We start from the raw sequence: 11785 nt of genomic DNA, 5'->3' as shown, positions 1-11785 counted from the left end.
AATGGGCACAGTGGCTGGAAGACGTCTTTGGCAACAAGGACTTCGACCTGACCATCATCAGCCATGTGGAGCCGTTCGACATTGGCATCTATGCCAATCCCGACTACTACTTCGGCTATAACAACCCCGAAGTGCAGGCCCTCAACGAGACGCTCAATGCCACGACCGACGAGGCCAAGCGCAAGGAGCTGGCACAACAGATGCAGACCATCATCGCAGAGGATGCAGTCAACGGCTTCCTCTTCGAACTCGCCCAGACGGGCGTGTGGAACGCCAAGCTCGAAGGCATGTGGCAGAACGCGCCCGTCGAAGGCGTGGTGCTGCGCGACGTTCATTGGGTTGAATAAGACTTCGGCCGCAAGCGCCCCCCACCTGGCCTCCCCTCAATGGGGGGAGGAACCGGGCAGAGCACGCGGCAGACTACAGAGACAGAAACCGGCCTGCCCGTCCCCCTTCCAGGGGGAGGTTGCGTGGGGGTTCTTCCTCAAATGACCCTCTACATCCTCCGTCGCATCTTCGGCTTTCTCGTCACTCTCCTCATCGCCGCAGCGGTCATCTTCCTGCTGCTCGACTTGCTCCCCGGCGATCCCGCGCGTTTCATCCTCGGCATCAATGCGACGCCAGAGTCAGTAGCCGCGTTGCGCCTGCAGATGGGGCTCGACGACCCAGCCATTGTCCGCTTCAGCAACTGGCTCTTTGGCATGCTGCGCGGCGATTTTGGCCTGTCGCAAACGCAGAAACTGCCTGTCGCGGGTCTCATTGCCGACCGCATGGCGGTCACCCTTCCCCTGACCATTTTCGCCATGGTCATCTCCACGGTCATTGGCCTGCCGCTCGGTATTCTGGCCGCCCGGCACCGCGGCAAGCTCGTCGACACCGCGCTCATGGTCCTCGCCCAGACTGGTGTCGCCATTCCCAATTTCTGGTTCGGCATGCTGCTCACGCTGCTCTTTGCCGTTACCTTGCGCTGGCTGCCGCCCGGCGGCTTCACGCCCTGGCATGAAGACGCCTCGGCTTCGCTCCGCGGCCTGGTTCTACCCAGCCTTGCCCTCGCCCTGCCTCAGGCCGCCATTCTCGCGCGCGTCATGCGCACGGCGCTCGTCGACGTATCGAGCCAGGATTTTATCCGTACCGCCCGGGCCAAGGGCATGACCTTTGGCGAGGCCCTGTGGCGTCATGGCGTGCGCAATGCACTCTTGCCCGTCCTGACCATTCTGGGGCTGCAATTCGCGTTTCTCATCGCCGGCACCATTATCGTCGAAAACGTCTTCTATCTCCCCGGCCTGGGTCGGTTGATCTACACCGCCATCTCCGAGCGCGATCTCGTACTGGTGCGGAGCGCCACTATCATCCTCGTGCTGGCCGTCACATTTACCATGCTGGTCGTCGACATCGCCTATGGCCTTGTCGATCCGCGCTTGCGGGAGCGACGCGTATGAACTGGCGCAGCATTTATAGGCATCCCGGTCTTGCCATCGGGCTGACGGCCACAGTGTTGTTCGCGCTCCTGGCGCTGCTCTCGCTTGTCTGGACGCCCTACCCCATCGCCGACATTTCCATCGCGCGGCGCTTTGCAACGCCGGGTCCGGAACACTGGCTGGGCACCGACCAGCTCGGCCGCGACATGCTTTCGCTGATCATGTCGGGCACGTTGACGAGTTTTACCGTCGGCGCCATGGCCGTCCTCATCGGCGCAGGTATCGGTGTGCCGCTAGGGCTCGCTGCCGCCATTTATGGTGGGCCTGTCGAATGGGTCGTGCTGCGCTTTTCCGATCTCGCCTTTGCCTTCCCCGCGGTCGTTATCGCCATTCTCATCGCGACGCTGATGGGGCCCGGCGCCAGCAATGCGGTGATCGCCATCGGCATTTTCAACGTGCCGGTTTTTGCGCAAGTGGCGCGGGGCGGCGCATTGGCTATCTCGACGCTGGATTTCGTCGCCGCGGCGCGCCTTGCGGGCCTCAGCAGGCCGATGATCGCGGTGCGGCACCTGCTGCCCAATATTGCCAGCCTCATCATCGTGCAGGGCACGATCCAGCTTTCGCTCGGCATTCTGGCCGAGGCGGGCCTTTCCTATATCGGGCTCGGCACCCAGCCGCCTGCTACGAGCCTGGGCCTCATGCTGCGGGATGCGCAGAGCCTCTTTCTCATTCACCCCTGGCTCAGCCTTGCGCCGGGGCTCGCCATCGTGGTGATCGTGATCGCCCTCAACATCGCCGGGGATGGGTTGCGCGATGCGCTCGACCCGCGCCTGCGCAATCGGGGGCTGACCAATGTCGCTGGTTGACATCAACGGGCTCACGATCAGCTTTGGCGGCAAGCCGGCCGTATCGGACCTGTCCCTGACCATCAACAAGGGCGACCGCTTTGGCATCATTGGCGAAAGCGGCTCGGGCAAATCGCTGACGGCCCTGGCCATAACCGGTCTGCTGCCCGAAAACGCAGAGGTCTCAGGCACCATTCGGTTCGACGGCGCCCCCCTGCCCCAAGACGAAAAGGCCATGGCGCACTTGCGTGGCCAACGCATCGGCGTGGTCTTTCAGGAGCCGATGACAGCCCTCAATCCGCTGATGCGGGTTGGCGACCAGATCGAGGAAGCCGTCAAGCTGACTGGCCAGGATGGTGACGTTGCCAGCCTCCTCGAAGAAGTCGGGCTCGAAGCGCGCCACGCTGAGCGCTTTCCGCATCAGCTTTCGGGCGGGCAGCGACAGCGTGTTATGATCGCCATGGCGCTGGCCAGCGCGCCGGATCTGATGATCGCCGATGAGCCGACCTCGGCCCTCGATGTCATCACCCAACGCGTGGTGCTCGATCTGATCCGCGACATTTGCAACCGGCGGCAGATGACGTTGATCTTCATCAGCCACGACATGCGCGCCGTCGCGGCGCTGTGCGACAGGATTGCCGTTCTGCGCGGCGGCAAGCTGGTCGAAAGCGGTTCGGTAAAAGAGGTCCTGTCGCAGCCAGGCGAGGACTACACACGCAAGTTGGTCGCGGCGACGCGCATGGCACCGCGCCAGGGCGAGCCGCATGTCACGGACAAGACCTTGCTCGAAGTCGACCACCTGACACGGGCTTTTTCGCAGGGCGGCTTCTGGCGCTGGGGGCGGCAGCCGCTGCTGGCGGTCAACGATGTCAGCTTAAGCGTTTCGGCCGGCGAATGCGTGGCGATCGTCGGCCCATCCGGCTGTGGCAAGACCACGCTCGCCCGGATGATCGTCGGGCTCGATAGCGCAACCTCGGGGCAGATGCGGTTTGAAGGCACTGCCTATCGCGGCGGCGACCTACCATCAGCCCGCCGCGCCGATCTCTCGCTGGTGTTCCAGGACCCGTTCGGCAGTTTCAACCCGCGGCTGAGTATTGCCCGGTCGCTTGGCGAGCCTTTGAGACTCATACCAGGCCTCGACCCCGCTCAGCACGAGCAGCGACTGGTCGAAGCGATCGAATCCGTCGGGCTGGATCGCGCCATGCTCAGCCGCTTCCCGCACGAGTTCTCGGGCGGCCAGCGGCAGCGTCTCGCCATCGCCCGCGCCCTCGTCACCCGCCCCAGCCTTGTCGTCCTCGACGAGCCGGTTTCGGCGCTGGATGTTTCGGTGCGTGGCGATGTGCTCGACCTGTTGGCCCAACTGCAGAACCAGTTTGGCCTCACCTACATCATCATCAGCCACGACCTCGACATGGTCGCGGCCATGGCGGATCGTGTGCTGGTGATGGAAGCGGGTAAAATCGTCGAGGAGGGCAAGCCAGATGCCTTATTCGCGGCGCCGCAGCACCGGCTGACCAAGGCGCTCATGGCCGCCCGCCTGCCCGATATCGCCGCCTAGTCGGCCTAGTGCAACTGATGCAGCAGCACGGCTGCAATGGCCAGGTTTTCGGGCATGGCTTCCATGACCTCGTCATACTCGGCCCATTCTTCCTCGCCCGCCGTGTCGTCGGGGCGGGTGTCGGGGGAAGACAGCATCAGGCCTGAGGCCAGAAGCATGGCAGCCTCGCCGCGCGTGTCTTCGCCGGTGTCGCGGAGCAGCTCGTCCCAGTAGTCGAAGCGCATGAGCATCGCCTGCTGGAAGCCGGCCATCCAGACCTGCCAGACGACTTCGTCGGTTTCCTCGTCCACCTCGTAAAGCGGCGCATATTCGTTGGCGCGGAGCTCTGTCTCGATCTCGGCGAGGCGCGCCACGATCAGCGTTTCGAGCTCTGCAGTGCCGGGCTTGGTTTCGCCGCGCTCGTCGGCCAGCCAGTCGAACGGCCACCATTCGTCGCGGGCAATCGGCTCGGGACCGACGGCAAGGCAGCAGAGGAACCCGTCGAGCTCGGAGAGCAGCATCGCCTCATCGTCGGCCTCGGCAAGCAGGTCTTCGAGCCGAACCAGGGATTCCGGCAGGTCGGTGAGTTCAGAAGTCATGGCAGTTCCGGTCCGCATCAAATGGAGAGACGCGGACCCTATACACGGCTTAGCGCGTGTTGTGCAGCATGCCCTGGAAAGAACGGTAGCTGGCCTTGGGCGTGCGCTGCTGGGTTTCGTAGTCGACATGCACGAGACCGAAGCGCTTGTTATAGCCCTCGGCCCATTCGTAATTGTCGAGCAGCGACCAGGCAAAATAGCCGCGTACGTCGGCGCCGGCTTCGCGGGCGGCGAGCACGGCCTTGAGGTGCTCGTCATAGTATTTTACGCGGCGCGGATCGTCGTCGCCTTCGACTTCGGCCATGCCGTTCTCGGTCACGTAGAGCGGGATTTTGGTATATTCGTTGGAGACGCGAACCAGCAGGTCCGACAGGCCCTTGGGGTAGATTTCCCAGCCGATATCGGTCTGCTCAAGGTTGCCCTTGACCTGCGCAAAGGGGCGGCCCGGCTCGGTCGAAGCCTTGTAGATGCCGCGGGTATAGTAGTTGATGCCGAGCCAATCGAGCGGACGGGAGACCACCGGCATATCGGCCTGATAGTTGGCCGGCAGGTAGGGCGCAAGCCATTCGGTCAGTTCGGCAGGATACTGGCCCTTGAGGACGCCACCGAGATACCAGCGGTTGAACAGCGCATCGCCGAAATTGCAGGCGGCCTTATCTTCTGCGCTGTCGCTCGCCGGCTCGGACTTTTCGAGATTGAGCACGATGCCGAGGTTTTTGGTGCCGGTGGCGCGCAGGGCATCGATGGCGGTGCCATGAGCAAAGAGCACATGGTGCATGGCGCGCGCCGCGGCGCGCATGTCGCGATAGCCGGGGGCGTGAATGCCTAGGAAATGGCTGAGGAAGGCGACGCACCAGGGTTCGTTGATGGTGGCGGTCGCAGCGAGCCGGTCACCGAACTTCTCGCCAACCAGCGTCGCGTAGTCGCCGAACCAGTTGGCGATATCGCGGTTCATCCAGCCGCCGCGGTCTTGCAGCGCCGAGGGCAGATCCCAGTGGTAAAGGGTCGCGTATGGCTTGAGGCCGCGCTCGAGCATGCCGTCGATCAGACGGTCATAGAAGTCGATGCCGGCCTGATTGATGACGCCGGTGCCTTCGGGGATGAGGCGCGGCCAGGCTATGGAGAAGCGGTAGGCGCCAAACCCGCCGTCGCGGATGAGATCAAGGTCTTGCGGCCAAAGCTCGTAGTGATTGCAGGCGTTAAGGCCGGTGTCGCCGTTATGGACATTACCCGGCGTTGCCGAGAACGTATCCCAGATAGACTGGCCGCGGCCGTCGCGCTGACCGCCTTCGATCTGGTAGGCGGCGGTGGCGACGCCAAAGGTAAAGTCGGGACCAAAATCGTTGCGATCGATCGAGAACATAACCCCTCCGTCGGGCGTGGCGCCCTTGTAGACTAGCCGGATAGCCTGTTCGGAAAAGTCATGCAATCGATTTCAGCAATCGATTTCGGTGCCTGAATACGCCTAGAACAGCGCTTTGCTGACTGGCATGCCGGCCAGAAGTCTCTGGGCGATCACACGGTATGCGGAGGCTTCCGCACCCTGCGGGTCCGCTGCCAAAGGCGGCACGCCGGCATCGGAATTCTCGCGGATCGACATGACCAGCGGGATGGCGCCGAGGAAAGGAATGTCGAGGCGCGAGGCTGCTCTCTCCGCGCCCCCCGTGCCAAAAATATCGTAGCGGTTGCCGGTGTCCGGGGCGATGAAATAGCTCATGTTTTCAATGAGCCCCAGGATGGGCACGGACATGCGGCGGAGCATGTCGATGGCCTTCTGCGCGTCGATCAGCGCGAGATCCTGCGGGGTCGAGACGATGACGACGCCATCGACAATGGTCTGCTGGAAAAGGCCGATGTGGATGTCGCCGGTCCCGGGCGGCAGGTCGATGACAAGGACGTCGAGATCGCCCCAATCGGTTTCGCGCAGCAGTTGGCGCAGGCCGGAGGTCGCCATGGGACCGCGCCAGACGACGGCCTGGCCGGGAACCAGCATCGCGCCGATCGACATGACCTTCATGCCAAAGGCCTCGTGCGGCTGAAAAATACCGTCGTCGCGGAGCGCCGTGCGGTCTTCGATGCCGAGCAGCTTGGGGACCGAGGGGCCATAGAGATCGGCGTCGAGCATGCCGACCTTGAGGCCTTCGGCGGCAAAGGACAGGGCGAGATTGACCGAGGTGGTGGATTTGCCGACGCCACCCTTGCCCGAACCGACAGCGATGATGCGGCGAACGCCCTTCACGCGGGTCTTTCCCTGTGGCTGGGGGGAACCGTGGGAAAATTTGGGGCCGGCCTGCTTTTCGGAGGTGATGGACACCATCACTTTTCGCGAGCCGGAGAGGCTTTTCACCGCTTCGATGGCGGCGTCGCGCGCCGGGCCGAAAGCGGCCTCCATGCCCTGCGGTACGCCGACGGCAAAGGCGACGGCGCTGGGGGTGACGATGATTTCGGAGAGGCCGGAAAAACTCGCGAGGTCGCCGCCGCCGGGGATTTCCACGGCATTAAGAGCGGCTTTGATGCGGGCGGCGAGTTCGGTATCGGCCATCTGGGTCTCGAAAAAAGAGAAAGACCTCACCCAGGCGTTTTACGAGGGCGAGGCCTTCAAAAGGCATGGCTTCGAAATTATCCGAAGCCAATCAATGGATTGCGACGATCCTTAGAGGATCGACTGGCCGGTGGCCTTCCAGTCCTTGAGGAAGCCTTCGATGCCCGCATTGGTCAGCGGGTGGTTGGCAAGCTTCTTGATCACGTCCGGCGGGATGGTGGCAACGTCGGCGCCGGCAAGGGCGACTTCGGTCACGTGGTTGGGCGAACGGATCGAGGCGGCGAGAATTTCGGTCTCGAAGCCATAGTTGTCGTAGATGATGCGGATGTTTTCGATCAGCTCGACGCCATCGATATTGATGTCATCGAGACGGCCGATGAAGGGCGAGATATAGGTCGCGCCGGCCTTGGCGGCGAGCAGGGCCTGATTGGCCGAGAAGCAGAGCGTGACGTTGGTCTTGACGCCCTTTTCCTTGAAATACTTGGTTGCCTTCAGGCCGTTAAGGGTCAGCGGCAGCTTGATGACGACGTTGGAGGCGATCTTGGCGAGGTGTTCGCCTTCAGCGATCATGCCGTCATATTCAAGGCTGGCGACTTCAGCGGAAACCGGGCCGGGAACGATGGCGCAGATTTCGGCGATGACTTCCTTGAAGTCGCGGCCGGACTTGGCGATCAGCGACGGATTGGTGGTGACGCCGTCGAGGAGACCGGTTTCATAGAGTTCCTTGATGGCGGCGGTGTCTGCAGTATCGACGAAGAACTTCATCGTTCCCTCCTAGATTCCTAACGAGTGGCCTTTAGCCAAGATGTAGCACGGCGGCGGCACGCCGCAAGCGTGATGGGCAATGACTTGAAAGCAAAGAGAGCTTTGAAGTCATTGCAATTTCAGCTGGCGGCACCCAGCAGGGCGGTTGCAAGATCGCCGACGCGATCTTCCGGGATGCCGGCGACGTTGATGCGACTGTCCGAAGTCATATAGACCCCGTTTTCGGCTTTAAGATGATCGACGCCCTCGACCGTGAGGCCGAGCAGCGAGAACATACCGCGATGGTCGGCGACGAAGTCGAAATCTGAGGAATTGGAGCGTTCGCGGATCGCATCTGCGAGCTTTTTCCGCAATGAAATCATGCGGTTACGCATCAACGCCAGTTCCTCTTCCCACTCGGCGCGCAGAGCCTTGTCCTCGAGGATAGTGCGGATGATCTCGGCACCGTGATCGGGTGGCTGGGAATAGGCGCCGCGGATGATGTTCAGAAGCTGCGAATTTGTAATATCCGCTTCTTTTTCATCGCGGGCGATGAGAATTGCAGCGCCAACGCGCTCGCGATAGAGCCCGAAATTCTTCGAACCGGAGAATGCTACCAGAGCCTCGGGCACCGTGGATAGAATCTTGCGGGTGCCATAGGCGTCGGCTTCGATGCCATCGCCGAAGCCGAGATAGGCGAGGTCGACGAATGGCAGCGCGCCGGTGCGGAGGAGGCTCGCGGCGACCTGGTCCCACTGTTCGTTGGAGAGGTTCGCGCCGGTGGGGTTGTGGCAGCAGCCGTGCAGCAGCACGACATCGCCAGCGCCCAATTTATCAAGCGTTGCCAGCATTTCGGCGAATTTGACGCCGCGCGTTTCCGTATCGAAATAGGGGTAAGTCGCGACCTTGAGGCCGGAATTGATGGCGATCGGGTTGTGGTTGGCCCAGGTCGGGTCCGACACATAAACCGTGGCGCCGGGACGCGCGCGGTTGATGAGCTGCATCAGCACCCAGAGCGAGCCAGTGCCGCCGGGCGCCTGAGCGATACGGACGCGGGAGAGGTCGACGCTACCGGCGAGCACGAGGTCGAGCACCGAGGTGCCAAAGCCCTTATTGCCGGCGATGCCGAGGTAAGTCTTTGTTTTTTCGTTCGAAAGGATCTTCTCTTCGGCTTTGCGCACCGAGGTCATGACCGGGGTCACGCCCTTTTCGTCTTTGTAGACGCCGACGCCGAGGTCGATCTTGGTGGAACGCTGGTCAGCAGCGTATTCGCCCATGAGCGCAAGAATCTTGTCGCCAGGAGCCTTTGAGAGGTTTTCGAACATTTTTCGGAAGTCCGGTGAGAAGGCGCCGTCTTTATAGGCGGCTGGGGGATTTTTGCAATTGAAACAGAGGGCGTAAGCCTCAGCGTTTGAGGCCGTGTTTTTCGAGTTCTGCAATCAATTGCGGAACGATTTCAAAGAGATCGCCAATCAGCGCCACGTCGGCGATTTTCACCAGGGGTGCTTCTGGATCGGTATTGATGGCGAAAATCTTCTTGGCGCCCTGGATGCCGGCAAGGTGCTGCAGCGCGCCGGAGATGCCGATGGCGATGTAGAGGTCCGGCGCGATGATCTTGCCGGTCTGGCCGATCTGCCAATCATTGGGGGCGTAGCCGGCGTCGACCGCGGCGCGGGTGGCGCCGACTGCGGCGCCAAGGGTTTTGCCAAGCTTTTCAATGAGCTGGAAGCCTTCGGCGGAGCCGACCGAGACGCCGCCGCCAATGACGATCTGGGCGGTGGCGAGATCGGGCGTGTCGCTTTCGGTGCGGTGGGCAGCGAGGAAGCGGGCGGCGGAAGTAACTGTTAGGTCTAGGTGTTCAACCGGCGCGGCATTGCCCGAGGCTGCCGGGCGGAAGGCCGACGCGCGGAAGGTGAGGAGGTGCTTTGGCTGCGGGTCGGTGACGGTTTCGAGCGCGTTGCCGGCGTAAATCGGTCGGGTGAAGCGGTTGGCGCCTTCGATAGAAACAATATCGGTGACCGGCTGGATATCGAGCTTTGCGGCGAGGCGCGGGATAACGTCCTTGCCCACCGACGAGGCACTCGCGCTAACAGACTGGTAGCGTTGAGCGAGGCTTTCGAGGGCATTGGTGATGGATTCGGCTGTTTCGGCCGCCTTCACCACTTGGACTATCCGAACACCAGCGATTTCAGCGGCTGATGCAGCGATGTTGCCGGCGTTTTCGGCGACGATGAGGAGGTCGACCGGGCCGAGTTGGCTCGCGGCAGCGACCAAGCGCGCGGTGGCGGGTGAGAGTTCACCCTTGTCGTGATCGGCAAGCAGGAGAACCGACATCAGAGCGCCTCCATCTCGTTGACTTCAGCGGCGATGGCCGCGGCGAGGTCGGAAACCGAGCCGACGGTCTTGCCGGGGACACGTTCGGCGGGCGGGGATATCTTTTCGATCGTGAGGCGCGGGGCGAGATCGACGCCGAAGGTGTCGGCCGGGCGCACGGCGAGCGGCTTCGAGCGCGCCTTCATCACCATGGGGAGGGCGGCGTTCCGCGGGGTGTTGAGGCGAAGGTCGGCGGTGACGACGGCGGGGAGCGGCAGAGCGATGGTTTCGCGGCCGTAATCGACTTCGCGGGTGACTTCCAACTCGGAGCCCTTCACCACGATTTCCGAGGCGAAGGTGGCCTGGGGGCGGTTGGTGAGGGCAGCGAGCATCTGGCCGACGTGGTTGGAATCGTCGTCGACGGCCTGCTTGCCGAGAAGGATCAGGTCGGGCTGCTCTTCCTCGGCCACCTTTGCCAAAAGCTTGGCGATGGTGAGGGTTTCGAGGGCCGCGTCGGTTTCGACGAGGATGCCGCGATGGGCGCCCATGGCGAGGGCGGTCAGGATGACGTCGTTGCTCTGCTTGGGACCGACGGAGACGATGACCACTTCGCTCGCCTGGCCCTTTTCGGCCAGTTGCACGGCGGCCTCTACCGCATGCTTGCAGAAGGGATTCATCGACATGCGTACGCCTGTGGTTTCCACGCCAGTTCCATCGGGACGAACGCGGATGCGGACATTGTGGTCGACGACGCGCTTGACGGCGACGAGGATTTTCATGGGCGGCTCCGAATTTCCCGGGTTCAATGGCAGGTTGAGCCGAAGCGAACAAGGCTGAGCAGGGGAAATTCGGTTCGGTCGTGCGGCGAATATTAGAAAGGGGTGCCTGCGCGGCAATCCGTCGCCACCGCCGGGAAGGCCCGGCCATGGCGACGGGAAGACGTTAGTCCCTGACTTTGTATGGTTTCTGGTCGCGCATGAATCGCGCCAGCGCTTCGAGGTCCGGGTCGCCACCTGGGGGCAGCACCACGCGAATGTTCACGTAGAGATCGCCATCGCCATAAAGGCCCTTGCCCTTGAGGCGCAGCGCCTTGCCGGTATCGACACCGGGCGGCAGGTTCAGTTCGACCGAACCGTCGAGCGTCGGCACGCGCACTTTGGCGCCGAGCACGGCTTCGTAAAGCGTCACGGAAATATCGGTGCGCACATCCTTGCCGTCGCGCCGGAACACTTTGGATTTTTCGAACCGCACCGTCACCAGAGCGTCGCCGGCTTCGCCAAAACCATTGGGCGCGCCCTGCCCCTTGAGGCGGATCTGCTGACCCTCTTCAACCTTTTCAGGCAGCTTTACCGACAGCATTTTGCCCGAGGGCATGCGCACCGGCACCGAGGCCGCATTGTGGGCGTCTTCGAGCGAGACGGTCGCGTTGACCACGATATCTTCGCTCTTCATGCGCGCACCAGCGCCCGGTCCGGCGCCTGCGCCAGCTCCCATGCCGCCGGCAAACGGGTCCCATTGGGCTCCGCCCGCGCCTGCGGTTCGGCCACCGGCGCCACCGCGAGGCTGGCCGCCAAAGCCGCTCATGAATTCCTTCAAAATGTCTTCGGCGGAAAACCCGCCTGCCCCGCCCGCTCCCGGCCGCGCGCCAGCTCTGCCGCCAGCACCACCACCGAAGCCGGCAAAACGCGGATTGCCTTCGGCATCGATTTCGCCGCGATCAAACTGCCCGCGCTTTTCGGCGTCGTTGAGCAGGTCATAGGCATGCGTTGCCTCGGCAAACTTATTGT

Annotated in this window: 11 protein-coding genes and 1 pseudogene; 4 read left to right on the top strand and 8 right to left on the bottom strand. The window is 62.7% G+C overall.

Going from position 1 to position 11785, the window contains the following annotated elements; all coding sequences use genetic code 11:
* The 4 genes and pseudogenes from ABW043_RS16100 to ABW043_RS16085 form a co-directional block, all read left to right on the top strand.
* A pseudogene (locus ABW043_RS16100) lies at window positions 1-347 on the top strand (ABC transporter substrate-binding protein); the annotation flags it as partial.
* 141 nt (window positions 348-488) lie between these two features.
* Window positions 489-1439, top strand: coding sequence for an ABC transporter permease (locus ABW043_RS16095; RefSeq protein ID WP_353922216.1), 951 nt, complete (start codon window positions 489-491; stop codon window positions 1437-1439).
* On the top strand, window positions 1436-2284 hold the full coding sequence (locus ABW043_RS16090; RefSeq protein WP_353922215.1) for an ABC transporter permease: 849 nt from the start codon (window positions 1436-1438) through the stop codon (window positions 2282-2284). The genes ABW043_RS16095 and ABW043_RS16090 overlap by 4 nt, the downstream gene beginning before the upstream one ends.
* Window positions 2271-3821: a dipeptide ABC transporter ATP-binding protein gene (locus tag ABW043_RS16085; protein WP_353922214.1), complete on the top strand. Its 1551-nt coding sequence runs from the start codon at window positions 2271-2273 to the stop codon at window positions 3819-3821. The genes ABW043_RS16090 and ABW043_RS16085 overlap by 14 nt, the downstream gene beginning before the upstream one ends.
* 5 nt (window positions 3822-3826) lie before the next feature.
* Here ABW043_RS16085 and ABW043_RS16080 read toward each other — a convergent pair whose 3' ends face one another.
* The 8 genes from ABW043_RS16080 to ABW043_RS16045 form a co-directional block, all read right to left on the bottom strand.
* Window positions 3827-4399 (bottom strand): UPF0149 family protein, encoded by a 573-nt coding sequence (locus tag ABW043_RS16080; RefSeq protein ID WP_353922213.1) that lies wholly within the window; start codon window positions 4397-4399, stop codon window positions 3827-3829.
* Window positions 4400-4448: 49 nt separating this feature from the next.
* Window positions 4449-5762 (bottom strand): GH1 family beta-glucosidase, encoded by a 1314-nt coding sequence (locus tag ABW043_RS16075; RefSeq protein ID WP_353922212.1) that lies wholly within the window; start codon window positions 5760-5762, stop codon window positions 4449-4451.
* A gap of 102 nt (window positions 5763-5864) precedes the next feature.
* Window positions 5865-6941 (bottom strand): Mrp/NBP35 family ATP-binding protein, encoded by a 1077-nt coding sequence (locus tag ABW043_RS16070; protein ID WP_353922211.1) that lies wholly within the window; start codon window positions 6939-6941, stop codon window positions 5865-5867.
* A gap of 111 nt (window positions 6942-7052) precedes the next feature.
* Window positions 7053-7706 (bottom strand): fructose-6-phosphate aldolase, encoded by a 654-nt coding sequence (fsa, locus tag ABW043_RS16065; RefSeq protein WP_353922210.1) that lies wholly within the window; start codon window positions 7704-7706, stop codon window positions 7053-7055.
* Between the two features lie 119 nt (window positions 7707-7825).
* Window positions 7826-9010, bottom strand: a complete 1185-nt coding sequence (locus ABW043_RS16060; protein WP_353922209.1) for an amino acid aminotransferase — start codon at window positions 9008-9010, stop codon at window positions 7826-7828.
* A 79-nt stretch (window positions 9011-9089) separates the two neighbouring features.
* Window positions 9090-10019, bottom strand: coding sequence for an electron transfer flavoprotein subunit alpha/FixB family protein (locus ABW043_RS16055; protein WP_353922208.1), 930 nt, complete (start codon window positions 10017-10019; stop codon window positions 9090-9092).
* On the bottom strand, window positions 10019-10777 hold the full coding sequence (locus tag ABW043_RS16050) for an electron transfer flavoprotein subunit beta/FixA family protein (RefSeq protein ID WP_353922207.1): 759 nt from the start codon (window positions 10775-10777) through the stop codon (window positions 10019-10021). The genes ABW043_RS16055 and ABW043_RS16050 overlap by 1 nt, the downstream gene beginning before the upstream one ends.
* Window positions 10778-10940: 163 nt before the next feature.
* A partial coding sequence (locus ABW043_RS16045; RefSeq protein ID WP_353922206.1) for a DnaJ C-terminal domain-containing protein occupies window positions 10941-11785 on the bottom strand: 845 nt, incomplete at its 5' end.

This window comes from Devosia sp. (assembly GCF_040509215.1).
Classification (GTDB): Bacteria; Pseudomonadota; Alphaproteobacteria; order Rhizobiales; family Devosiaceae; genus Devosia.
The sequence above is the reverse complement of the archived record's forward strand: the minus strand, read 5'-3'. Positions and strand labels throughout refer to the sequence as shown.

Coding starts and splice junctions, on each gene's coding strand:
- ABW043_RS16075 (WP_353922212.1), bottom strand. CDS start 5,762: ATGTTCTCGATCGATCGCAACGATTTTGGTCCCGACTTTACCTTTGGC.
- ABW043_RS16090 (WP_353922215.1), top strand. CDS start 1,436: ATGAACTGGCGCAGCATTTATAGGCATCCCGGTCTTGCCATCGGGCTG.
- ABW043_RS16050 (WP_353922207.1), bottom strand. CDS start 10,777: ATGAAAATCCTCGTCGCCGTCAAGCGCGTCGTCGACCACAATGTCCGC.
- fsa (WP_353922210.1), bottom strand. CDS start 7,706: ATGAAGTTCTTCGTCGATACTGCAGACACCGCCGCCATCAAGGAACTC.
- ABW043_RS16095 (WP_353922216.1), top strand. CDS start 489: ATGACCCTCTACATCCTCCGTCGCATCTTCGGCTTTCTCGTCACTCTC.
- ABW043_RS16060 (WP_353922209.1), bottom strand. CDS start 9,010: ATGTTCGAAAACCTCTCAAAGGCTCCTGGCGACAAGATTCTTGCGCTC.
- ABW043_RS16055 (WP_353922208.1), bottom strand. CDS start 10,019: ATGTCGGTTCTCCTGCTTGCCGATCACGACAAGGGTGAACTCTCACCC.
- ABW043_RS16085 (WP_353922214.1), top strand. CDS start 2,271: ATGTCGCTGGTTGACATCAACGGGCTCACGATCAGCTTTGGCGGCAAG.
- ABW043_RS16070 (WP_353922211.1), bottom strand. CDS start 6,941: ATGGCCGATACCGAACTCGCCGCCCGCATCAAAGCCGCTCTTAATGCC.
- ABW043_RS16080 (WP_353922213.1), bottom strand. CDS start 4,399: ATGACTTCTGAACTCACCGACCTGCCGGAATCCCTGGTTCGGCTCGAA.